Source organism: Kitasatospora sp. NPDC056800, assembly GCF_042789775.1.
Taxonomy (GTDB): Bacteria; Actinomycetota; Actinomycetes; order Streptomycetales; family Streptomycetaceae; genus Kitasatospora.
In genome coordinates this window covers 1-23,157 of record NZ_JBHUAL010000104.1, presented here as the reverse complement: position 1 = coordinate 23,157, position 23,157 = coordinate 1, and the positions used below count along the sequence as shown (strand labels likewise).

Here is a 23,157-nt window from a genome sequence, read left to right as displayed (position 1 = left end):
CCTCGGGCCTGCCGCTCGTCACCTGTCGCTAAACCACTGTTGATCAGATCCACACGTAAAGTCGTGGCCGGGTCAGCTCTGGTTGAAGAACCCACCCTCGGCGATCCGAGCCTTGTCCTCCGCCGTGACATCGACGTTAGCAGGCGACAGCAGGAACACCTTCTGTGTCACGCGCTCGATACTGCCGTGCAGACCGAAGACGAGTCCAGCGGCGAAGTCTACGAGGCGCTTCGCGTCGGTGTCGTCCATCTCCGTCAGATTCATGATCACGGGGGTGCCGCCGCGGAACTGTTCCCCGATGGTACGGGCCTCGTTGTAGGTCCGGGGGTGCAGCGTGGTGATGCGGTAGGGCTCTCGTTCGTTCACGACCTTGGGCATGATCACCGGTGCGCTCTTCTCCAGGTTGTGGCGACGTTCGGGTGTGATGGACGACACGGGGGCCATCCTCGGAGTCTCCTGTCGGATCGGCACCGCCGCGGGCACCGGCTGCGGGGCGATCGAGGAGACCGGAGCGGGCGCGGCGGCCACCGGAGCCGGGGCCGGCCGGGGGATGTCCTCGGTCCGCTGGCCCGTCCGGATCGGCTCGGGGTCCGCGTCGTAGTCGTCGTCGGGGTCGTACCCCTGGCCGTCGTACGTCTCGTCCTCCACGAGGCCGAGGTAGACCGCCATCTTGCGCATTGCGCCGGCCATGCTCCTGTCTCCTCCGCTCATAGCCACCTCGCTGACGCTCGGTGGCGGGCTTCGCGATGCGCGCACCTTCTGATGGTCGCTCGCTCCGCTCGCTCCGTCAGGACCGGCTCCGTCCCGGCAACCCGGGCACATGACGGCCCTGCCTGCGGATTCCGCGGCCCCTCCACGACGGCGCGTCAGCCCGACGGCCGGTCAGTTTCGTGGAGTGGGGGCCGCGGAGCTGCGATCCACGGTTCGCTAGCGCTCCGAAGAGCTGCTAGATTCTGTCCTATTTTGTCCTGCTGTCTGATCTACTTACCCGGTGACGTTACCTGAGGGGTGACCTCACTCCGAGTACCGCCGTTCCGACGCGCACATGTGTCGCTCCGGCGGCAATCGCCTGCTCAAGGTCGCCGCTCATCCCTGCGGAGACCATGGTGGCAGCCGGATGGTCCGCCCGTACGGCGGTTGCGATTTCCGTCAGCCGATCGAAGGCGCGGGCCGGATCCCCGGCCAGCGGGCCCGCCAGCGGAGCGACGGTCATCACACCGTCCAGCCGCAGCCCGGGCGTGTCGGCGATCGCGTCGGCCAGTTGCGCGACGTCCTCCGGCGCGACCCCCGCCCGGTGCTCACCCTCCCCGTACGCCTTGTCCAGCGCCACCTGCACCAGGCAACCCAGCTCCGGGCGCTCCGACTTGAGCACCGCCGCGGAGAGCGACTGGACCAGCCGGAGCCGGTCCACCGAGTGCACGTGGTTCGCGTACCGGACGACCGAGCGGACCTTGTTGGTCTGCAGCTGGCCGACGAAGTGCCAGTCAAGAGGAAGGTTTCTGCACTGCTCCGCCTTGGGAGCGGCGTCCTGGTCACGGTTCTCCGCGACGTCCGTCACACCGAGTCCGGCCAGCAGCGCGGTGTCCTCGGCGGGGTAGGTCTTGGTGACGACGACCAGGGTGACCTCGCTCCGGGCGCGCCCGGCGGCCGCGCAGGCGTCCGCGATCCGGCGCTCGACCACGTCGAGGTTGGTGCCGAGTTCCTCGTACCGGGCCCGCTGGCCCTCCGTCAGCGCCGCCACGAACGCGGCGCTCCCCGGGAACGGTCCGTAGATGTCGTTCGTCATCAGTGATCAGAGCCCAACCAGACGTAGCTCGCGAGCCGGCCGGTGCGCTGCTCGCGGCGATAGGAGTAGTGATCGGCGGATTCGAGGGTGCAGACCGGTGACCGCACCAGCTCCTTGACCCCCGCCGCGGCCAGCTGGGCCGCGACTCCCTCCGGCACGTCCAGGGCCGGAGTCCCCCAGGACGTCTCGGCGAAGGCCTCCGGCACCACCGCGGCGACCTCGGCGCGCAGTTCGGCCGGCACCTCGTAGCAGCGGCCGCAGACCGCGGGCCCGGTGGCGGCGGTGATCCGCGAGGGCTCCGCGCCCAGTTCGACCATCGCCCGGACGGCCGCGGGCACCACCCCGGCCGCCAGCCCGGGCCGGCCCGCGTGGGCCGCGCCCACCACGCCCGCCACCGGATCGGCCAGCAGCACCGGGGTGCAGTCGGCGGTCAGCACCGCCAGCGCGAGCGCCCGGTCGGAGACCACCGCGTCCACCGTCGGGGCCTGCCCGAGCGGCTGGCGCTCGGTCACCACCGCGACCTCGGCGCCGTGCACCTGGTTCATCCACACCACGTCGGCCGGGTCGAGCCCCAGCCGCCGGGCGGCCAGCGCCCGGTTCTCCCGCACGGCCTCCGGGTCGTCCCCCACCGCGCCGCCGAGGTTGAGCTCCCCGTACGGCGAAGTGCTCACCCCGCCCCACCGTGAGGTGAAGGCGAAGTGAGCACCCGCGCGGATCGCGTGATCGATCACTTAAGGAAATCCGGGACGTCGAGCTCCTCCGCCGGGCTCTCCACGAACGGCTGCCGGGCCGGCTGCACCTGCGGCGGAACCGGGGCGGAGGCGGTCGTGGTGGTCGAGGTCTCGGCGCTCCGGCTCGACGTGGTGGTCGAGGACTCGCCCTCCGAACGGGACGTCACCGAGCCGATCGTCCCGTACGGGCGGCCGGCCGGGCGCTCCGGGGCGGCCGGCGGGGTGGCCGGGCGCTCCGGGGTGGTGGACTTGACCACCGGGTCGCGGACGATCGCCGGCGGCTGCCCGCCATCGAAGCCGGCCGCGATGACGGTGACCCGGACCTCGTCGCCGAGCGCGTCGTCGATGACGGCACCGAAGATGATGTTCGCCTCGGGGTGCGCCGCCTCGCTGACCAGCTGGGCCGACTCGTTGATCTCGAACAGGCCGAGGTCGGAGCCGCCCGAGATGGACAGCAGCACGCCGCGGGCGCCGTCGATCGAGGCCTCCAGCAGCGGCGAGGAGATCGCCATCACGGCGGCGGCCTTGGCGCGGTCCTCACCGCGGGCGGAGCCGATGCCCATGAGCGCCGAACCGGCGTCCGACATGACGGACTTGACGTCGGCGAAGTCGAGGTTGATCAGACCCGGGGTGGTGATCAGGTCGGTGATGCCCTGGACACCGGAGAGCAGGACCTGGTCGGCCGAGCGGAACGCGTCGAGGACGCTGACCTGGCGGTCCGAGATGGACAGCAGCCGGTCGTTGGGGATCACGATGAGGGTGTCGACCTCTTCGCGCAGGGAGGCGATGCCGTCCTCGGCCTGGTTGGCCCGGCGGCGGCCCTCGAAGGTGAAGGGGCGGGTGACCACGCCGATCGTCAGGGCGCCCAGCGAGCGCGCGATGTTGGCGACGACGGGCGCGCCGCCCGTGCCCGTGCCACCGCCCTCGCCGGCGGTCACGAAGACCATGTCGGCCCCCTTGAGGACCTCCTCGATCTCCTCGCGGTGGTCCTCGGCGGCCTTGCGGCCGACCTCGGGGTTGGCGCCGGCGCCGAGGCCCCGGGTGAGTTCACGGCCCACATCGAGCTTGACGTCGGCGTCGCTCATCAGGAGGGCCTGCGCATCGGTGTTGATCGCGATGAACTCGACGCCCTTGAGACCGACCTCGATCATCCGGTTGATGGCGTTGACACCACCGCCGCCGATTCCGACGACCTTGATGACTGCGAGGTAGTTCTGCGGTGCTGCCACGTCGAAGGCCTCTCGCCTCGAATTTCCGGGTCGGCCCGACCCGGGGCGGGGCCGTACCGACGGATGTCGATGGGTAGGGAGCCTGGTTTCTGACTGAATGTCCGAAATGCCGACCGCCGACCCCAACCCTAAACTTGACCTTTAGGGTTAGTTCTGTGTCTCCGTCACATCACCAGGAAACACAGTCTGGTGACACAGGACACTAGGTGGCTCCAGGCACGCGTTTCAACGAACACGCCGAGCTTCCCTTTTTCTTTTGAGCCTATGTGATCATCGGCCGGCTTAGGAAACCGGGGGTGACCACCAAGAGTCGGGCCGACACTTCAAGGCGTCAACCCCTCCCTCAGGCAGAGAACCTACCGGATCATCCCGACACCGCCGGCGCCTCCGGCGCCGTCACGTCGAAGTTCGTGCCCTTCTGGTTCAGGAGCGCGACCAGGACCCGGGCCTTGCGGTCGATCTGCTCCGGACTCCCCCAGCGCACCGTCACACCCCCGCTGAGCTGCAACTGGATGTCGTCGTACGAGTGCACCAGCACCGAGCCGACCCGCTTGGCGACCTCCGGCGGCAGCCCGGCGGCCACCGCCACCGCGCCCTGCACCAGCTGCGGACGGGAGATCACCCCGTCGACGTCGTTCGCCTGCTGACTGAGTCGCAGCTCGACCACCGGGACGCCCTCGGGCGGGGCCGGTTCGGTGGCGAAGCTCACGCCCCCGGCGTCGACCTGGGTGAACCGGCCGTCGTCCCCCTTGACCGCGGCCACCGCCGTGCGCTGGACGACCTTCACCCGCAGGGTGTGCGGCCAGCCCCGCCACACCTCGGCCCTGGCCACCCGGGGGATCCCCTCCACCCGGTGCCGGACGCCGTCCAGGTCCACCCGCGCCAGCGGCCCGTCGCCGAGCCCGCCGACCGCCTCGCGGACCTGGTCCGGCGTCAGCTTGTCGTCGCCCGCGCCCTGGACGGCGACGGTGCGCACGTCCAGGACCGAGGAGAAGAACACCAGCCAGGCCAGCACGCCGAGCACCGCGGCGCCGAGCGCGCCCAGCACCACGATGCCCCGCCGGGAGAGCCGGAGGCGGGGAGCGGACTCCTCCACCTCCAGCTCCTCCTCCAGCGGGTCGGCGAGCCGGCCGTCAGCCACGGCGGCGGCCGCCGCGGTGGGCCTGGATGGCCTCGTAGACCATGCCGACCAGCAGGTCGTCGGCGTCCCGGCGGCCGAACTCGGCGGCCGAACGGCTCATGTCCCACAGCCGCTGCGGGTCGGTGAGCACCGGCAGCACGTTCTGCAGCACCCAGTCCGGGGTCAGCTCGGCGTCGTCCACCAGCAGACCGCCGCCGGCCTTGACCATCGGCTGGGCGTTCAGCCGCTGCTCGCCGTTGCCGATCGGCAGCGGGACGAAGGCGGCGGGCAGGCCGACGGCCGCCAGCTCGGCCACCGTCATGGCGCCGGCCCGGCAGAGCATCATGTCGGCGGCCGCGTAGGCGAGGTCCATCCGGTCCAGGTACGGCACCGGGCGGTACGGCGGCATCCCGGGGACGTCCGCCACCTGCGGCAGCTCGTTCTTCGGGCCGACCGCGTGCAGGATCTGCACGCCGTACTGCTGGAGCCGCGGGGCGATCGCGGTGATCGTCTCGTTGAGCCGGCGGGCGCCCTGGGAGCCGCCGGAGACCAGCAGGGTGGGCAGCCGCTGGTCGAGGCCGAAGTACTGGCGGGCCTCCGGGCGGGCCGCGCCGCGGTCCAGGGTGGCGATGGTCCGGCGCAGCGGGATGCCGATGTACCGGGAGTCGCGCAGCTTGCTGTCCGGCGTGGAGACCGCCACGAAGTCGCTGTAGCGGGCGCCGATCTTGTTGGCCAGGCCCGGGCGGGCGTTCGCCTCGTGCACCACGATCGGCACCCCGGCCCGCTTGGCGGCCAGGTAGGCGGGCATCGCGACGTAGCCGCCGAAGCCGACCACGGCGTCCGCGTTGACCCGCTCGATGATCTCCTGGGCGGCCCGGACGGTGCCGCGCAGCCGGCCGGGGACGGTGATCAGCTCCGGGGTGGGCTTGCGGGGCAGCGGGACGGCCGGGATGAGCTCGAGCTGGTAGCCGCGCTCGGGTACCAGTCGGGTCTCCAGTCCGCGCTCGGTGCCCAGGGCGGTGATCCCGACGGACGGGTCGTGCCTGCGGAGGGCATCCGCGAGGGCCATGGCCGGCTCGATGTGACCGGCGGTCCCCCCGCCGGCGAGTACGACATGCACCGAAATTCACCGCTCCCTGCGTGCCGGCCCCGGGGCCGGGCGCGCTGTGGTTCGTCGTCGTGGCAGCACCCGGGCCAGTTGTCTCCTGATCCGGGAGTTCTTGCTCCGGGCGGCCAGGGCCGCCTTCGCGCCCGAGGTGCTGCGCGCCAGGCACAGCAGCACACCGATCGCGGACATGGCCGACAGCATGGCGGAACCGCCGTAGGAGAACAGCGGGAGCGGGACGCCCGCGATGGGCAGCAGTCCCAGCGCCGACCCCAGGTTGATCATGGCCTGCGCCATGATCCAGGTGGTGGCGGCTCCCGCGGCGTACCTGACGAAGGGCTCCTTCGTACCGATGGCCACACGGATACCCGCGTAGCCTAGTGCCGCGAAGAGACCGAGCACCGACAGCGTCCCCACCAGACCGAGTTCCTCGCCGGTCGCGGCGAAGATGAAGTCGGTGTGCGCCTCGGGCAGCTGGCCCCATTTCTCCACGCCGGCGCCGAGGCCGGTACCGAAGCCGCCGCCGTTGGCGAACGCGAAGACGCCGTGCAGGGCCTGGAAGCAGGCGCCCTCCGGGTCGAGCTTGGTGACGCCGATGCAGCCCAGCCGCTCGGCCCGGTGCGGGACGGTGACCACCAGCGCGGTGCAGACCACCACCGCCACCCCGACGGTGGCCACGAACAGCCGCAGCGGCGCGCCGACCATCCAGAGCAGCGCGAACAGCATCGCCACCAGGATCATCGAGGTGCCCATGTCGCCGCCGAACATGATCAGCGCGAGCAGCAGCAGGGCCCCCGGCACCAGCGGCACCAGCAGGTGCTTCCACGAGTTGAGGGTGCCGGCCTTCTGCTTGCGGGCGAGCAGGTCGGCGCCCCAGAGCACCAGCGCGAGCTTGGCGAACTCCGAGGGCTGGAACTGGAAGAAGCCGAAATCCAGCCAGTTCTGGTTGCCGTTGATCCGCACCCCGATGCCGGGGATGGCGACCAGGGTGAGGGCGCCGATCACCGCGATCATCACCGGGTAGGTGATCACCCGCAGCACCGCCACCGGGACGGAGGCGAAGCCGATCAGCAGGACCAGGCCGAGGATGGCCGCGATCAGCTGCTTGAGGAAGTAGTACTGCGCCGTGTGGTGCTGGTTCAGGGCGAGGATCTGCGAGGCCGAGAAGACCATCATCAGGCCGAGCACGACCAGCAGCAGGGTGCTGCCGAGCACCAGCAGGTACGGGGTGAGCGGCCGGTCCAGCCAGTACCGCCACCGGGCCCGGAAGGCCTGGAGACGGGCCAGCGGACCGGCCGACTTGTACTTGGTCGTGGTGGCGGAGATCACCCTCATCGGCTCGGCGGCGTCCCGCTTCACAACGCCGGAATCCGCTCTGCCCTGCCCCGCCACCGCTCCCCGCTCACTCTCTCCGTCCGACGCGCCCGCGCCGGCCCGTCCACCCGCCTGACTACTCGCCCGCCAGCTCCCGGACGGACGCCGCGAAGAGGTCGCCGCGCTCGCCGTAGTTGGTGAACATGTCCATCGAGGCGCAGGCCGGCGCCAGCAGCACCGTGTCACCCGATCGGGCGAGCGACGCGGCCGTTCGAACGACCTCGGCCATCGCCACCGCGCCAGTCTGGCCCTCGGCCGCCTCGATCACCGGCACATCCGGAGCGTGTCGCTCCAGCGCCTCCCGGATCACCGCCCGGTCCTGGCCGATCAGCACCACGGCGCGCAGCCGCTCGGCCGCGCCCTGCACCAGGTCGTCGAAGGTCGCGCCCTTGGCCAGGCCCCCGGCGATCCAGACGATCGGCCGGTAGGCGGCCAGCGAGGCGGCCGCCGCGTGGGTGTTGGTGGCCTTGGAGTCGTCGATGTACGTGACCTCGCGGACCACGCCGACCTCGGCGATCCGGTGGGCGTCCGGGCGGAAGGCCCGCAGGCCCTCCCGGACGGCCTTCGGCTCGACGCCGTACGCCCGGGCCAGCGCCGCCGCGGCGAGCGCGTTGGCGATGTTGTGCGGGGCCGGCGGGTTGACGTCCGACACCGCGCCCAGCTCGGCCGCGTTCTTGGCCCGGTCCTCGACGAAGGCGCGGTCCACCAGCAGCCCGTCCACCACGCCGAGGTTCGACGGGCCGGGGGCGCCGAGGCCGAAGCCGATCGCCCGGCAGCCCTCCTCGACGTCGGCCTCGCGGACCAGCGCCTCGGTGGCCGGGTCGGCCAGGTTGTACACGCAGGCGACCGTGTTGCCCTCGTAGATCCGGCCCTTGTCGGCGGCGTACGCCTCCATCGAGCCGTGCCAGTCGAGGTGGTCGGGCGCCAGGTTGAGCACTGCGGCCGAGTGCGGGCGCAGCGAGGGCGCCCAGTGCAGCTGGTAGCTGGAGAGCTCGACGGCGAGCACGTCGTACGGCTCCTCGGCGAGCACCGCGTCCAGGACCGAGACCCCGACGTTGCCGACGGCGGCGGTGCGCTTGCCGGCGGCGGTGAGGATCGAGGCGAGCATCTGGACGGTGGTGGTCTTGCCGTTGGTGCCGGTGACGGCCAGCCAGGGGGCGGGCTCGCCGGTGCCGGGCAGCGGCCTGCGCAGCCGCCAGGCCAGCTCGACGTCGCCCCAGACCGGCACCCCGGCCGCCTCGGCGGCGGCGAACAGCGGGCTGTCCGGCGCCCAGCCGGGCGAGGTGACGATCAGTTCGGTGCCCTCGGGCAGGCTCGCGCCGTCGCCTAGCCGCACGGTGACGCCGAGCGCCTCCAGCTCGGCGGCCCGGGCGGCCAGGCCGGGGCCGCTGCCGCCGTCCACCACGGTGACCCGGGCGCCGAGGCCGTGCAGGACGCGCGCGGCGCTGATGCCCGAGACGCCGAGCCCGGCGACGGCGACCGGCAGGCCGGCGAAGTCCGGGTTGGCCGGGGTGGCCGGGGTGGTCAGGTCGGGGTCGGTCATCCGGTCACCCATCCCGCGTAGAACAGGCCGAGGCCGACGGCGACGCACAGGCCCTGGATGATCCAGAACCGGACGACGATCAGGACCTCGGTCCAGCCCTTGAGTTCGAAGTGGTGCTGCAACGGCGCCATCTTGAAGACGCGCTTGCCGGTCATCCGGAAGGAGCCGACCTGGATGATCACCGAGAGGGTGATGATCACGTAGAGGCCGCCGAGCAGGGCGAGCAGCAGCTCGGTGCGGGAGCAGATCGCCAGACCGGCCAGGGCGCCGCCGAGGGCGAGCGAGCCGGTGTCACCCATGAAGATCTTGGCGGGCGAGGTGTTCCACCACAGGAAGCCGAAGCAGGAGCCCATCAGGGCGGAGGCCACGACGGCGAGGTCCAGCGGGTCCCGGATGTCGTAGCAGTTGGCGGTCGCGGTGATCGCGTAGGCGCAGCTCTGGGTGTGCTCCCAGATGCCGATGAAGGTGTAGGCGCCGAAGACCATCACCGAGGCGCCGGTGGCCAGGCCGTCCAGACCGTCCGTCAGGTTCACGCCGTTCGACATCGCGGCGATCATGAAGTACGCGAAGATGACGAACAGGACGGGGCCGATCGCCCACTTGAAGTCCCGGACGAAGGACAGGCTCTGGGACGCCGGGTTGAGCCCGCGGTCGTCCGGGAACTGCATCGCCAGGATGGCGAACCCGAGGCCGACGATCGACTGGCCGGCCAGCTTCGCCTTGGCCCGCAGGCCCAGCGAGCGGCGCTTGACCACCTTGATGTAGTCGTCCAGGAAGCCGACCAGGCCGAGGCCCGCGGTCAGGAAGAGCACCAACAGCCCGGAGGCGGTCGGGCTCTCGCCCGTTATCGCCTTCGTGGCGAAGTACGCGATCAGGGTCGCCAGGATGAAGGCGATGCCGCCCATCGTGGGCGTGCCCTTCTTGCTGTGGTGCGCCTTGGGGCCGTCGTCCCGGATGTACTGGCCGTAGCCGTGCTTCGCGAGCACCTTGATCAGGGCGGGGGTGCCGAGCAGCGACAGGATGAGACCGATCATCCCGGAGAAAAGGATCTGCTTCATCAGGCGGCCACACCGTCCGTCAGGAGGGCCTCGGCCACCTTCTCCAGCCCCACCGAACGGGAAGCCTTCACCAGGACCACGTCCCCCGGCCGCAGCTGACTGCGCAGCAGCTCGACCGCCGCGTCCGCGTCGGACACCAGCACCGACTCCTCACCCCACGAACCTTCGTTCCTCGCGCCGAGTTCCATGCAGGCCGCCTCGCGTCCGCCGACCGCCACCAGCTTGGTGACGTCCAGCCGGACGGCGAGCCGCCCGATGGCGTCGTGCTCGGCCAGGCTGTCCTCGCCGAGCTCCCGCATCTCGCCGAGCACCGCCCAGGTGCGGCGGCGCTCCGGGCCCCGGCCACCCATCGAGACGAGCGCCCGCAGCGCGGCCCGCATCGAGTCGGGGTTCGCGTTGTAGGCGTCGTTCACGACGGTGACACCGTCGGCCCGGTCGACGACCTCCATGCGCCAGCGGGACAGCGCACCCGCTTCGCCCAGGGCTGCCGCGGTGTCGTCGACGGACATCCCGAGCTCCACCGCCACCGCTGCGGCGGCGAGGGCGTTCGAGACGTGGTGCTCACCGTACAGGCGCAGCTGCACGGGCGCGGAACCGGCCGGGGTGGTGAGCGTGAACGATGGCCGCCCGGTGGCGTCCAGGCGAACGTCGGTGGCCCGGACGTGGGCGTCCGGCGATTCCCCGAACAGGACCACCTTCGCCCTGGTACGGGAGGCCATCGCGCGCACCAGCCGGTCGTCCGCGTTGAGGATCGCGGCGCCGTCGGCGGGCAGCGACTCCACCAGTTCGCCCTTGGCCTCGGCGATCGCCTCCTGGGAGCCGAACTCGCCGACGTGGGCGGTGCCGACGTTGAGCACCACGCCGATCCGGGGCGGGGTGATCGAGGTGAGGTACTCGATGTCGCCCTTGTGCCGGGCGCCCATCTCCATGACCAGGTGCCGGGTGCCGGCCTCGACCCGCAGCGCGGTCATCGGGTGGCCGATCTCGTTGTTGAGCGAGCCGGGCGGGTAGACGGTCTCGCCGCGGCGCTGGAGCAGCTGGGCGATCAGGTCCTTGGTGCTGGTCTTGCCGGCCGAGCCGGTCAGCGCGACCACGGCGGTGCCCTCGGCACGGGCGACCACGGCGCGGGCCAGCCTGCCGAGCGCCTCCACCACACTGTCGACCAGGACGGCGGGCACGCCGACCGGGCGGGAGGCCAGCACCGCGACGGCGCCGTCCCCGACCGCCTTGGCCGCGTAGTCGTGGCCGTCCACGTGCTCGCCGACGAAGGCCGCGAACAGGCCGCCGGGGGCCACCTTCCGCGAGTCGACCTCGACCGGGCCGGTGACCAGGGCGTCCGGGTCGGCGCCGTCCAGCGTGCCTCCGACGGCGGCGGCCACCTCGGCGAGGGTCAGTGCGATCACTGCTGCTCTACTCCTCGGTCGCCCCGTGCGGCCGTGGTCCGCGCGATGGATTCGCGCAGCACCTCCCGGTCGTCGAAGGGGCGGATCTCGTCTCGTACGTACTGGCCGAGCTCGTGGCCCTTGCCGGCCACCAGCACGGTGTCCCCCGCCCGGGCGCGCGCGACGGCGAGGCCGATCGCCTCGGCCCGGTCGGGGACGACCAGGACGTCGCCGCGCTCGGCCTCGGGCACCGCGGCGGCGCCGGTCAGCATGGTGGCGAGGATCGCCAGCGGGTCCTCGCTGCGCGGGTTGTCACTGGTCAGCAGGGCGGTGTCGGCGAGACGGGCGGCGATGGCGCCCATCGGGCCGCGCTTGTGCGGGTCGCGGTCGCCGCCGCAGCCGACCACGACGTGCAGCCGGCCCTCGGTGACCTCGCGCAGCGAGGCGAGGACGGCCTGCAGGGCGTCCGGCTTGTGCGCGTAGTCGACGACGGCGACGAACGGCTGTCCGGCGTCCACCCGCTCCAGCCGGCCGGGCACGCCGGGGACGGCGGCGACGCCGGCCACGGCCCGCTCCAGCGGCAGGCCGGCGGCGACCAGCAGGGTGATCGCGGCGAGCGCGTTGGCGACGTTGAACGGGCCGGGCAGCGGGACGGAGGCCTCGGCCTCGGCGCCGTCCGGGCCCAGCACCTTGAAGGTGGAGCCGACCGGCCCGAGCCGGACGTCCACGGCCCGCCAGTCGGCAGCGGCGGCGCCGGTCGCGGAGAAGGTGGTCACCGGGATCTTGGCCTCGGCGGCGAGCCGGCGGCCGTACTCGTCGTCCAGGTTGACCACGCCGTGGCGGGACTTGCCGGGCTGGAAGAGCCGGGCCTTCGCCTGGAAGTAGTCCTCCATGTCCGGGTGGAAGTCGAGGTGCTCGGGGGTCAGGTTGTTGAACAGCGCGACGTCGTACGCGACCCCGTCGGTGCGGCCGAAGACCAGGGCGTGGCTGGAGACCTCCATGGTCACCGCGTCGGCGCCGCGCTCGGCCATCACGCCGAGGATCGCGTGCAGGTCGGTGGCCTCGGGGGTGGTGCGCTCGCTCTTGATCCGCTCCTCGCCGACCCGCATCTCGACGGTGCCGATCACGCCCGGGCTGCGCCCGGCGCCGCGCAGGCCGCCCTCGACCAGGTAGGAGGTGGTGGTCTTGCCGTTGGTGCCGGTCAGCCCGATCATCAGCAGCCGCCGGGAGGGGCGGCCGTAGACGATCGCGGCCAGCTCGCCCATGACGGCCCGCGGCCGGTCGACGACCAGCAGCGGCAGGCCGGTGGCGGCCGCCTGCTCGGCGCCGGCCGGGTCGGTGAGCACCGCCACCGCGCCGGACTCCGCGGCCTTGCCGGCGAACGCCGCGCCGTGGTGGTTGGCGCCCGGGAAGGCCACGTACACGTCGCCCGGACGGACCGCGCGGGAGTCGTGGGTGACGCCGGTGACGGCGCCGCCCTCGACGGGCGGCAGGCCCAGTTCGGCGGCCAGCTCGGCGAGCGGCAGGGCGGTGGTCCCGGTCGGACGGGGCGGACTCACGGTGGTTTGATCGGGTTTCGGCACGGCGGGAAGGCTATCCGCCGAAGGGTGTCCAGGGCCAAACCGGCCCTCCGCCGCGCCGTGCTCCGGCCCGGCCGGTCCGTTGCTCATCGTGCGCTCACGGCTTCCACTCGACGGCCAGGTTCGGCGCCGGGCTGCCGCTCGGCGGGACCTGCATGGTCTTCAGGGTGAACTCCATCACCTGCTTGAACACCGGGCCGCACAGCTGGCCGCCGAAGTGGCCGTTGACCGGGCCCTGGAGGGTGCAGGAGACGGTGTAGCGGGGGGCGTCGGCGGGGGCGAAGCCGATGAAGGAGGCGGTGTAGCCGTCGTAGCCCTTGCCGTCGGCGGCGCCCCGGTCGGCGGTGCCGGTCTTGCCCGCGACCCGGTAGCCGGGGATGGCGGCCTTGCCGCCGGTGCCCTGCTCGTCGTCGACGACCGACTCCAGCATCGACGTGAGGGTCTTGGCCGTCTCCGGGCTGACCACCCGGGTCTGCTCCCCCGGCGCGCTCGGGGCGTACTTGCCGTTCGGGTCGGTGACGCCCTGGACGATGCTGGGCGCGACCCGCACCCCGCCGTTGGCGATGGTCGAGTAGACCGAGGTGGCCTGGAGCGCGTTCATCTGCAGCGGGCCCTGACCGAAGGAGATGTTGTACTTCTCCGAGGCGACCAGGTCCTCCGGCTTCTTGAGCATCCCGGAGGTCTCCCCGGGGAAGCCCAGACCGGTCGGCTGGGCCACCCCGAACTTGCGCATGTAGCCGTCCAGCACCTGGTTGGTCTTCAGCTGGTCGCCGCCGCCGAGGGTCTCGACCGCCTCGATGGTGCCGATGTTGGAGGACTTGGCGAGCACCCCGGCCAGGGTCAGGTGCCAGTCGCCGTGCTCGACGTCGTCCTTGAACTGCTGCCCGGCCCGGACCAGCCGGTTGGGCACGGTCACCTTGGTGTCCCAGTTGGCCGTGCCGGAGTCCAGCACCGCGGCCAGGCTCATCAGCTTGGCGGTGCTGCCCGGTTCGTACGCGTCGACCAGGGCCGGGTTGCCCATCTGGGACTGCTTGGCCAGGCTCAGGTCGTTCGGGTTGAAGCCGGGCGCGGTGGCCATCGCGAGGACCTGGCCGGTCTTCACGTCCTGGACCACCACGTAGCCCTTCTCCGCGCCGGAGTTGGCCACCTGGTCGGTGATCGCCCGCTGGGCGGCCCACTGGATGTCCCGGTTGATGGTCAGCTTCACGTCGTCGCCCGGCACGGCCGGCTCCATCGAGCCCCCGGCGGTGGGCACCAGCCGCCCGCCCGACTGGGCGTAGCTGCTGTGGCCGTCCTTGCCGGCCAGCAGCTTCTGGTACTGCTGCTCCAGGCCGCCGGCGCCCTCGCCCTCGGCGTTGACGAAGCCGACCAGGTTGGCGGCCAGGCCGTCCGCCGGGTAGATCCGCTTCTGGGTCTCCCGGTTGAACACCCCGGCCAGCGGGTTGGCGCACTCGTTGTCCACCCGGGTGCGCCCGCCCTGGTCGGCGGGCTTGCCGAGCAGCTTCTTCTGGGCCTGGCAGGCCCGCGAGCCGGCCTGCTTCTCCAGGCCCGACTTGAGGTCGCTGATCTGCTTCTTGGCGGCCGGGGTCTGCTGGGCCGCGAGCCGCTTGTAGCGGGTCTTGGGGGTGTGCAGGTCGGTGGCGATCTTCTCCTTGGGCACGCCGAGGATCGGCGACAGCAGCGCGGCCGCCTGCTCCGGCGCGTCCGGGATGCCGGTCGCCTCCGGGGTGAACATCGCCGGGTCGGCGGTGATGTCGTACGCGTCCACGGTGGCCGCCAGCGCGACCCCGTCGGAGGACGTTATCGAGCCGCGTTCGGCGGTGATCGGGATGTTCATGTAGCGGTTGGTGTTGGCGTCGGCGGCCAGCGCGTCGGCGTCCACCAGCTGGAGCTGCACCAGGCGGCCCGCGAAGACGGAGAACACCAGCGACAGCACCACGGAGATCACCCGCAGCCGGCGCTTCGGCTCGGCCAGCTTGAGCGCCTTGGGGCGCAGCGGCGGACGGCTCTTCGGGCGCACCGCCGCCTGGCTGCGGGCCGGCGGGCGCCCCTCGGGGCGGCGCTGCTGCGGCGCCCGCGGGGTACGGCCGGCGGAGGCCGACTTGGCGGGCTGGGCCTTGGCCGACTGGCTGCGCGCGGGCTGGCCCTTCGCCGGCTGGCTGCGGGAGGGCTGGGCCTTGGCGGGCTGGCTCCTGGCCGGCTGCCCCTTGGCGGGCTGGGCCTTGGTGGGCTGACCGCGGCCGGCGGCGGACTGCGCGCGCGGCGCGGTGCCCCGGGGCACCGGACGGCGGCCGTTGCCGCTGCCGGAACCGCCGCTCCCGCCCGGCTGACGTGGAGTGCTCATGCGGCCACCTCGCCGCGCTCGCCGGGCGCCTCGCGCCCGTCACCCCTTCTGACGGTCCACTGGCTCATCGGCCCGCGCCTCCGTTCGGCTTCGCGGCCGCGGCGGGCGAGACCGGGTTGAGCTGGATCACCGAGTCGCCGGCGGACGTCGCCGGGGCCGGTGCGGGCGGCGGCGCGGCCGGCGAGGGGGCACCGCCCGGCTGCGGCGCGGCCGGTGACGGCCCGGCGGCGGGCTGGGCCGCGCTCGGCTGGGCGGCACCGGAGGGGGTCCTGGTCGGCCACGGCTCGGCCGTGGAGCGCTTGACCGGCGGGCTGTCCTGCGCCGGGCCGGGGGTGCCGACCACCTTGCCGCCGTTCGGGACGTCCAGGAAGGCCATCCCGCCGGCCGGGACCATGCCCAGCTCGGCGGCGCGCCTGGCCAGCGCGTCCGGGGCCGAGCTCTGGTCGATCTCGTGCTGGAGGCTCTGCTGTTCGTCGGTCGCCACGGTGGTCTGCTTCTGCAGTCGGGACAGCTCGAAGGAGCCCTCGTTGAGTGCGGTGTTCAGCGCGAGCAGGCCGAGCAGCCCGGCCGCCAGCAGCACCACGACGAGCACCGCGAACGGTGTGCGCCTCCGTACCGGACGCCTGCCCGGCCGGACCGTGATCCGCGCCCTGCCCTGCCCGGGGAGTCCTCCCCGCCCCGCCCGGACCTCACCGGCCACCGGCCCCACCGCTTTCCTCCGCCCTTCGGACCCCGCCGGGCCGGTTCGTCAGCCCCGCTTGCTTCGGTCCCTGATCCTCTCCGCCACCCGCAGCCGTACGGGCGCGGCGCGCCGGTTCTCCTCGATCTCCTCCTCGGTGGCCAGCTCGGCACCGCGAGTGATCAGTTTGAGCCAGGGCTGGTGCTCCTCCGGGATGAACGGCAGCCCCGGCGGAGCGGTGTTGGTCGCACCGGCGGCCAGGTACTGCTTGACGAGCCGGTCCTCCAGCGACTGGTAGGACATCACCACGATCCGGCCGCCGATCGCGAGGATGTCCAGCGCCCCCGGGATCGCCCGGTCCAGGACCTCCAGCTCGCCGTTGACCTCGATCCGCAGCGCCTGGAACGTCCGCTTGGCCGGGTTCCCGCCGGTCCGACGGGTCGCCGCCGGAATGGCGTTCCGCACCAACTCGACCAGACGCGCGCTGTTGGTGAACGGTTCCTTCTCCCGCTCCCGCAGGATCGCCGAGGCGATCTTCCCGGCGAACCGCTCCTCGCCGTACACCTTGAGGATGCGGGCCAGGTCGCCGTGGCCGTAGGTGTTCAGCACCTCCGCCGCGCTGATCCCCCGGGTCTGGTCCATCCGCATGTCCAGCGGCGCGTCCTGCGCGTACGCGAAGCCGCGCTCCGCCTCGTCCAGCTGCATCGAGGAGACGCCGAGGTCGAACAGGACGCCGTCGACCCGGTCGATGTCCAGGCGCTCCAGCACCTCGGGGATCTCGTCGTAGACGGCGTGCACCAGGGTCGCCCGGTCGCCGAACGGGGCCAGCCGCTCGCCGGACAGCTTCAGCGCCGCCGGGTCGCGGTCCACCGCGACCAGCCGCACCTCAGGGAACTGGGTCAGCAGCGCCTCGCTGTGCCCGCCGAGGCCGAGGGTGGCGTCCACCACGACGGCCCCGGGGCGCGAGATCGCCGGTGCGAGCGCATCCATGCACCGCTGGAGCATCACCGGAACGTGCTTGGGGCCCGGTTCGTTGGTGGTCATGCGCGGTGGCGCCCTTCCTCGGTGCGGAGCAGCCCGACGTCCGGGAGCTGCGACCATTCTCGCCCACCGTGCCCCGGCGCGACGAAGCGGCCCGTGGTCCCCGCCCGCTCGAGGGGAAGGTCGTGACCGCCCGGCGCCGGGGAAGGTGCGCCAGGTGGGCACGGAGCGGGAGGAGGCCACGGGCCGCTTCGACCGGGCCGCACCGGCCGGGGAAGCCCCGTTGACGGGCCCCGGCGGGTGTGCTCCACTGCGCCGCAAACTCTATCGCGCGGCCCCTGCCAGTCAATGGCCCGCTCCGGCGCACCACCCGGGCGGCGGTACGGATCACCGCAGGTCGCGGCCCTCGGGGCGGACCGGCGGCGGTCCGGATCGGGGGCCTTCGGCGGCGGGCGCGCGCCCCCTGGCCGCCCCGCGTGCGGGGTCGGCGGCGGCCGCTCCGGGAGCAGCTCCCGTTGTGGCGATGCACCCGATCACGGCCCGCCGTTCTGTAGCTCCCGGCCCCACCGCGCGGGCCCGATCCGCACTAACGTCGCCCCCATGACAGTGACACCCGACCGGCCCTCGCCGAACGCCGCTGCCGACCCTGCCAGACCCACCGTCATCGACCGCTTCGTCACGGCCAACCGCGCCTACGCGGTGACCTTCCGGGACGGCGGCATGGACGCCCGCCCGGTGCAGAAGATCGCCGTGGTCGCCTGCATGGACGCCCGACTCGACCTGTTCGCCGCGCTCGGCCTCGAACTCGGCGACGCCCACGTCATCCGCAACGCCGGCGGCGTCGTCACCGACGACACCATCCGGTCCCTGACCATCAGCCAGCGCGCCCTCGGCACCCGCTCGATCGCGCTGATCCACCACACCGGCTGCGGCCTGCTCGGGCTGACCGAGGACTTCCGCCGCGAGCTGGAGCTGGAGGTCGGCCAGCGCCCGCAGTGGGCGGTGGAGGCCTTCGTCGACCTGGACGGCGACGTCCGCCAGTCCATGCAGCGCGTCCGCACCTCTCCCTTCCTGCCGCACACCGACGACGTCCGCGGCTTCGTCTTCGACGTCCACACCGGCCTGCTCCGCGAGATCGACTGAGCGACCCGCCCCGACCCTGCCCGGCCGACGGTGTCCGGGCATTCGGGCACCGCCGAATGGTGACTTCTGGCCATCCCGCAGGGGAGAATGCGCCTGCCGGTCGGACCCCGAACCACCTGGGGCGGCCAGGCCGCAGGCCGCCTTCCCGGCCGCCGGCTCCTCGTTCGGAACCGCCCCCGGGACGGCCGCGTCAAGCATGGGGTGGGGTCCGGCCTCGGGACGGGGCGGGCACAGGGTGCCAGGGAGCGTATACGGGTGACGAGCTACAAGGATCAGGCCGGACTCGGCAGTCCCGCGGGGGGCGAACCGCAGCGGGCGGGCGGGTTCCGGCAGACCGGGCTCCCCGAACTCGCCGCGGTCGTGGACCGCGTGCGCGGCAACGTCGAGAGCGTGATCGAGGGCAAGCCGGAGGCCGTCCGGATCGCCCTGACCGTCCTGCTCGCCGAGGGCCACCTGCTGCTGGAGGACGTGCCCGGCGTCGGCAAGACCATGCTGGCCAAGGCGCTCGCCCGCTCGCTCGACTGCACCGTGCGCCGCATCCAGTTCACGCCCGACCTGCTGCCCTCGGACGTCACCGGCACCAACATCTACGACCAGCAGCGGCACGACTTCGAGTTCCGCCCGGGCGCGATCTTCGCCCAGGTCGTGGTCGGCGACGAGATCAACCGCGCCTCGCCGAAGACCCAGTCGGCGCTGCTGGAGTCCATGGAGGAGCGCCAGGTCACCATCGACGGCACCAGCTACGAACTGCCCTCGCCGTTCATGGTCGTGGCCACCCAGAACCCGGTCGAGATGGAGGGCACGTACCCCCTGCCGGAGGCCCAGCGCGACCGCTTCATGGCCCGGATCTCGATCGGCTACCCCAGCCCCGAGGCCGAGCTCGCGATGCTCGACACCCACGCCGGCGCCAGCCCGCTGGAGGACCTCCAGCCGGTCGCGCACGCCTCCGACATCCTCAAGCTGATCGACCTGGTCCGCACCGTGCACATCGCCGACCCGGTCCGCCGCTACGCCGTCGACCTGGTCGGCGCCACCCGCACCAGCCCCGAGCTGCGCCTGGGCGCCTCGCCCCGCGCGACCCTGCACCTGGTCCGGGCCGCCCGCGCCGCCGCCGCGCTGGACGGGCGCGACTACGTCACCCCCGACGACATCCAGCGCCTCGCCGTCCCGGTCCTGGCGCACCGTCTGATGCCGACCGCCGAGACCCAGCTCAGCCGCCGCACCTCCGAGCAGATCGTGGCCGACCTGGTCGCCCGGCTGCCGCTGCCGCGCCCGCAGGGCGGCCCGGCCGTCCGGAGGGGCTGAGGTGGCCCAGTCCGAATCATCGGGACTGCGGGCCGGGTTCCGCGGTCTCACCACCCGGGGGCGGTCCTTCCTCGCCGCCGGGGTCACCGCGGTGGCCTGCTCCTACCTGCTCGACCAGGACGCCCTGCTGCGCGTCGGCGTCCTGCTCGCCGCGCTGCCGCTGGTCGCCGTGGTGGTCGTCGCCAACACCCGCTACCGGGTGGCCAGCGGACGCCGGCTCAGCCCGCGCCGGGCGGTCGCCGGCCAGGAGGCCCGGGTCCACCTGCGGGTCGACAACGTCTCCCGGGTGCCCACCGGGGTGCTGCTGCTGGAGGACAAGGTCCCGTACGTGCTCGGGCCGCGCCCGCGCTTCGTGCTGGACCGGGTCGAGCCGCGCGGCCACCGCGAGGTCTCCTACCGGGTCCGCTCCGACCTGCGCGGCCGCTACCCGCTCGGGCCGCTCCAGCTGCGGCTGTCCGACCCGTTCGGGATGTGCGAGGTGACCCGTGCCTTCACCGCCTCCGACGTCCTCACCGTCGTCCCCCAGGTCCAGGCGCTGCCGTCGGTACGGCTCAGCGGCGAGTGGATCGGCCAGGGCGAGAGCCACAGCCGCACCCTGGCGCTGGCCGGCGACGACGACGTGATCCTGCGCGAGTACCGGCCCGGCGACGACCTGCGCCGGGTGCACTGGCGCTCCACCGCCCGGTACGGCGAGCTGATGGTGCGCCGCGAGGAGCAGCCGCAGCAGGCCCGGGCCACCGTCGTGCTGGACACCCGGGAGATCGCCCACCGGGGCAGCGGCCCCGCCTCCTCCTTCGAGTGGGCGGTCGGCTGCGCCGCCTCGGTCGCCGTGCACCTGCTGGAGCGCGGCTACCAGACCCGGCTGCTCACCGACACCGGGCTGTCGGTGCCCGGGCCGGGCGCGGGCGGCAGCCACAGCGGCGCCGACACCTCCGGGCTGGTCCTGGACGCCCTCGCGGTCGCCGACCTGTCCGACGGCGGCACCCTGTCCCGCGCCGAGGACCCGCTGCGCGCCGGCGGCGAGGGCCTGCTGGTCGCCGTCCTCGGCGAGCTGGACGACGCCCAGGCCACCCGGCTGGGCCGGCTGCGCAGCCGCGCCGGCGGGGCGATCGCCTTCCTGCTGGACACCGGCACCTGGGCCGGCCTGCGGATGCTCGCCCCGGACACCGGCGGCGACGACTTCCGGGCCCGGGTCCAGCAGCTGCGCGAAGCCGGCTGGACGGTGATCCCGGTACGGGCCGGGGACTCCGTACCGGACCTGTGGCGGGCCGCCGACGGCAGCCGGACGACCGCCCCCTACCGAGAAGAGGCCGGCGCGTGACCACCCGGGCCAAACTGACCGCGTACTCGGCGCTGGCCACCGCCCTCGCCGCGCTGTGCATGATGCCGCTGCTCACCACCCGCAGCTGGCTCACCCACGCCCTCCTGGTGATCGCCGTGGTCGCCGCGGCCGGCGCGGGCCTGCGCCGCGCCCCGGTGTACCGCTGGACGGTGCCGCTCGGGCAGCTGCTGGTCCTGCTCCTCCTGCTGCTGCTCGGCTTCGCCGGCGAGGGCGGGATGCTGCCCGGCCCGTCCGCGCTGCGGGTCCTGGACCAGGTCTTCACCGCCGGCCTGGACGACATACAGCAGTACGCCATCCCGGCTCCGCCCACCGCCGGACTGCGGCTGATCCTGGTCTCGGCGATCGGGCTGATCGCCGTCGCGGTGGACACCGTCGCGGTGACCTACCGGCGCTCGGCGCTGGCCGGGCTGCCGCTGCTGGCGCTGTACTCGGTCGGCAACGGCCTGGCCGGGGAGCACGGCAGCTGGGTCTGGTTCGCCGTCGCCGCGGCCGGCTACCTGCTGCTGCTGTTCGCCGAGGGCCAGGACCGGGTCTCCCGCTGGGGCCGGGTGTTCTACGGCGGCGCGCGCGGCTCGGTGGAGTCCGGCCGGGTCAGCCCGGGCGGCCGGCAGGTCGGCGTGCTGGCCCTGGCGGTGGCGCTGCTGCTGCCGGTGGTCCTGCCGCACTGGAGCTTCGGGCTGCTGAACTCCGGCTCCGGCGGATCGGGCGGCAAGGGCGTCGGCGGGAGCCTGTCGACCAGCCTCGACCCGCTGGTCAGCCTGGAGGCCGCGATCTCCAAGCCGACCGACGCGGAGCTGCTCAGCTACACCCTGGACACCCCGCTGGCCGACCAGGTCTACCTGCGGACCGGCTCGCTCGACCAGTTCGACGGCGTCAACTGGCGGCTCGGCAGCACCACCGTCCAGGACCTCCCGGCGGCCCTGCCCGCCCCCGAGGGCCTGCGCGATCCCCAGGTGGCCCGGTTCGAGGGCGACTTCAAGGTCGACGAGCGGCTGGGGGGGAGCTGGCTGCCGATGCCCTACCCGGCCGCCTCCGTCCAGCTCCCCGACCGGAGCGCCTGGAAGCTCGACCCGCTGACCCGTACCGTCCTGCCGACCAGCGACAAGGCGATCCGCGGCCTGAGCTACCACGTCACCGCCCTGGACGTGCGGCCCACCGCCAACGAGCTGCGCCTCGCGGGCACCGCGCCGTCGGACATCAGGGAGCGCTACACCGCCCTCCCGACCGACCTGCCGCCGGTCGTCGCCGAGCAGGCCAAGGCCGTCACCGCCGGCGCGAAGAACGACTTCGACCGGGCGACGGCGCTGGTCAACTGGTTCACCGGGCCGGGCTTCACGTACGACACCGCCGTCAGCGGCGGCACCGGCAGCAACGCCATCGCCGTCTTCCTGCGCGACCGGCGGGGCTTCTGCGTGCACTTCGCCTCCACCATGGCGGCGATGGCCCGGGAGCTGAAGATCCCGGCCCGGGTGGCCGTCGGCTTCACCCCCGGCGACAGCAAGGGCGGCAACGTCTACTCGGTGACCGGCCGGATGTACCACGCCTGGCCCGAGCTGTACTTCACGGGCTACGGCTGGCTGCGCTTCGAGCCGACCCCGAGCCGCGGCGTCCCGACCCGCTACACCGAGGCGTCCACCGCCCCGACCACCGCGCCGACCCAGCAGGCGACCGCCGCCCCGCAGACCGCCTCGGCCGCCCCGCTGCCGAGCTCCGGCTCGGACTGCACCGCCAAGCAGCGCCAGCTCGGCGAGTGCGGTTCCAAGGACAAGGCCGTCGCCAAGACCGCCGAGGAGTCCTGGCTGCTCTCCGGCCAGGTGCTCGGCACCCTGGCCGCGGTGCTCGCGCTGATCGCCCTGCTGCTCGTCCCGATGGTCTGGCGCGCGGCCGTACGCCGACGCCGGCTGGGCGGCGGCGGGCGGCGCGGGCCCGGCGGGAGCGGAGCGGCGGAGCTGACCGACGCCCAGGTGCTGGCCGCCTGGGACGAGCTGGTCGACTCCGCCTGGGACCTCGGAATTCCCCCGGACGAGTCACGCACCCCGCGCTCGGCGGCCCACCGGATCACCGAGAAGGCCCACCTGGACGCGGATTCGGCGGCGGCCACCGGCCGACTGGCGCTGGCCACCGAGCGGGTGCTCTACGCCCCGCCCGGGCAGCCCGTCACCGAACCGCTGGCCGCCGACGTCCGCACCGTGCGGCGCGGGCTGCGGGCGGCCGCCGGCCGGGCCGGACGGACCAGGGCGCTGCTGCTGCCGCCGTCCTCGGCGCAGCTGTGGTGGCGGATCTCCGACGCGGCGCGGGCGGCCCGGGCGACAGCCGGCGCCGCGGTCGGCCGGGCGGTCGAGGCCGTCTCCGCGCCGGTGCGGCGGGTCCTCACCCGGGGCAAGGGGTCCACCCCGGAGTCCTGACCCGGGGGTTTCCCTTCCGGACACGAAGCCGGGGCGGGCAGTCGATCGAC

Annotated in this window: 18 protein-coding genes; 4 read left to right on the top strand and 14 right to left on the bottom strand. The window is 73.3% G+C overall.

The window, feature by feature from the left end:
• Positions 1 to 72 precede the first annotated feature (72 nt).
• From ACFRQN_RS22600 to rsmH, 14 genes are all read right to left on the bottom strand, one after another.
• Complete coding sequence (locus ACFRQN_RS22600; protein WP_049649528.1) at positions 73 to 690, bottom strand: cell division protein SepF; 618 nt, start codon at positions 688 to 690, stop codon at positions 73 to 75.
• 307 nt (positions 691 to 997) lie between these two features.
• On the bottom strand, positions 998 to 1,786 hold the full coding sequence (locus ACFRQN_RS22595; protein ID WP_079271769.1) for a YggS family pyridoxal phosphate-dependent enzyme: 789 nt from the start codon (positions 1,784 to 1,786) through the stop codon (positions 998 to 1,000).
• A complete protein-coding gene (gene pgeF, locus ACFRQN_RS22590) occupies positions 1,786 to 2,517 on the bottom strand; it encodes a peptidoglycan editing factor PgeF (protein ID WP_198959299.1) in 732 nt (243 codons plus the stop codon). Before pgeF ends, ACFRQN_RS22595 begins: the two co-directional genes overlap by 1 nt.
• Positions 2,514 to 3,746 carry a cell division protein FtsZ gene (gene ftsZ / locus ACFRQN_RS22585; protein ID WP_049649527.1) on the bottom strand — a complete coding sequence of 411 codons (1,233 nt, stop codon included), beginning with the start codon at positions 3,744 to 3,746 and terminating at the stop codon, positions 2,514 to 2,516. Before ftsZ ends, pgeF begins: the two co-directional genes overlap by 4 nt.
• A gap of 364 nt (positions 3,747 to 4,110) precedes the next feature.
• The gene (locus tag ACFRQN_RS22580; RefSeq protein ID WP_117487434.1) at positions 4,111 to 4,887 is read right to left on the bottom strand and encodes a cell division protein FtsQ/DivIB; all 777 of its coding nucleotides are present in this window, start codon (positions 4,885 to 4,887) and stop codon (positions 4,111 to 4,113) included.
• Complete coding sequence (gene murG, locus ACFRQN_RS22575) at positions 4,880 to 5,986, bottom strand: undecaprenyldiphospho-muramoylpentapeptide beta-N-acetylglucosaminyltransferase (protein WP_049649525.1); 1,107 nt, start codon at positions 5,984 to 5,986, stop codon at positions 4,880 to 4,882. The genes ACFRQN_RS22580 and murG overlap by 8 nt, the downstream gene beginning before the upstream one ends.
• Before the next feature lie 6 nt (positions 5,987 to 5,992).
• Positions 5,993 to 7,330 carry a putative lipid II flippase FtsW gene (ftsW, locus tag ACFRQN_RS22570; RefSeq protein WP_369808259.1) on the bottom strand — a complete coding sequence of 446 codons (1,338 nt, stop codon included), beginning with the start codon at positions 7,328 to 7,330 and terminating at the stop codon, positions 5,993 to 5,995.
• A gap of 91 nt (positions 7,331 to 7,421) precedes the next feature.
• On the bottom strand, positions 7,422 to 8,888 hold the full coding sequence (gene murD / locus ACFRQN_RS22565) for a UDP-N-acetylmuramoyl-L-alanine--D-glutamate ligase (protein ID WP_380741663.1): 1,467 nt from the start codon (positions 8,886 to 8,888) through the stop codon (positions 7,422 to 7,424).
• Positions 8,885 to 9,946 (bottom strand): phospho-N-acetylmuramoyl-pentapeptide-transferase, encoded by a 1,062-nt coding sequence (gene mraY / locus ACFRQN_RS22560; RefSeq protein WP_074000913.1) that lies wholly within the window; start codon positions 9,944 to 9,946, stop codon positions 8,885 to 8,887. The genes murD and mraY overlap by 4 nt, the downstream gene beginning before the upstream one ends.
• Positions 9,946 to 11,349, bottom strand: a complete 1,404-nt coding sequence (murF, locus tag ACFRQN_RS22555) for a UDP-N-acetylmuramoyl-tripeptide--D-alanyl-D-alanine ligase (protein WP_049658289.1) — start codon at positions 11,347 to 11,349, stop codon at positions 9,946 to 9,948. Before murF ends, mraY begins: the two co-directional genes overlap by 1 nt.
• Entirely contained in the window at positions 11,346 to 12,911 is a 1,566-nt protein-coding gene (locus ACFRQN_RS22550; RefSeq protein ID WP_049658287.1) for a UDP-N-acetylmuramoyl-L-alanyl-D-glutamate--2,6-diaminopimelate ligase, read from the bottom strand. Before ACFRQN_RS22550 ends, murF begins: the two co-directional genes overlap by 4 nt.
• Positions 12,912 to 13,005: 94 nt before the next feature.
• Positions 13,006 to 15,252 carry a penicillin-binding transpeptidase domain-containing protein gene (locus ACFRQN_RS22545; RefSeq protein ID WP_380741662.1) on the bottom strand — a complete coding sequence of 749 codons (2,247 nt, stop codon included), beginning with the start codon at positions 15,250 to 15,252 and terminating at the stop codon, positions 13,006 to 13,008.
• 64 nt (positions 15,253 to 15,316) lie between these two features.
• Entirely contained in the window at positions 15,317 to 15,844 is a 528-nt protein-coding gene (locus ACFRQN_RS22540; RefSeq protein WP_380741661.1) for a hypothetical protein, read from the bottom strand.
• Between the two features lie 156 nt (positions 15,845 to 16,000).
• Positions 16,001 to 16,975, bottom strand: a complete 975-nt coding sequence (gene rsmH / locus ACFRQN_RS22535) for a 16S rRNA (cytosine(1402)-N(4))-methyltransferase RsmH (RefSeq protein ID WP_380741660.1) — start codon at positions 16,973 to 16,975, stop codon at positions 16,001 to 16,003.
• 537 nt (positions 16,976 to 17,512) lie between these two features.
• Between rsmH and ACFRQN_RS22530 the strand changes: the two genes are divergently transcribed.
• From ACFRQN_RS22530 to ACFRQN_RS22515, 4 genes are all read left to right on the top strand, one after another.
• Positions 17,513 to 18,055: a carbonic anhydrase gene (locus tag ACFRQN_RS22530; RefSeq protein ID WP_049651923.1), complete on the top strand. Its 543-nt coding sequence runs from the start codon at positions 17,513 to 17,515 to the stop codon at positions 18,053 to 18,055.
• Positions 18,056 to 18,415: 360 nt separating this feature from the next.
• Positions 18,416 to 19,360: a MoxR family ATPase gene (locus ACFRQN_RS22525; protein WP_107086444.1), complete on the top strand. Its 945-nt coding sequence runs from the start codon at positions 18,416 to 18,418 to the stop codon at positions 19,358 to 19,360.
• A gap of 1 nt (position 19,361) precedes the next feature.
• Positions 19,362 to 20,681, top strand: a complete 1,320-nt coding sequence (locus ACFRQN_RS22520) for a DUF58 domain-containing protein (RefSeq protein WP_380741659.1) — start codon at positions 19,362 to 19,364, stop codon at positions 20,679 to 20,681.
• Positions 20,678 to 23,107, top strand: coding sequence for a DUF3488 and DUF4129 domain-containing transglutaminase family protein (locus ACFRQN_RS22515; protein ID WP_375874005.1), 2,430 nt, complete (start codon positions 20,678 to 20,680; stop codon positions 23,105 to 23,107). Before ACFRQN_RS22520 ends, ACFRQN_RS22515 begins: the two co-directional genes overlap by 4 nt.
• The last annotated feature ends 50 nt before the right edge of the window (positions 23,108 to 23,157 follow it).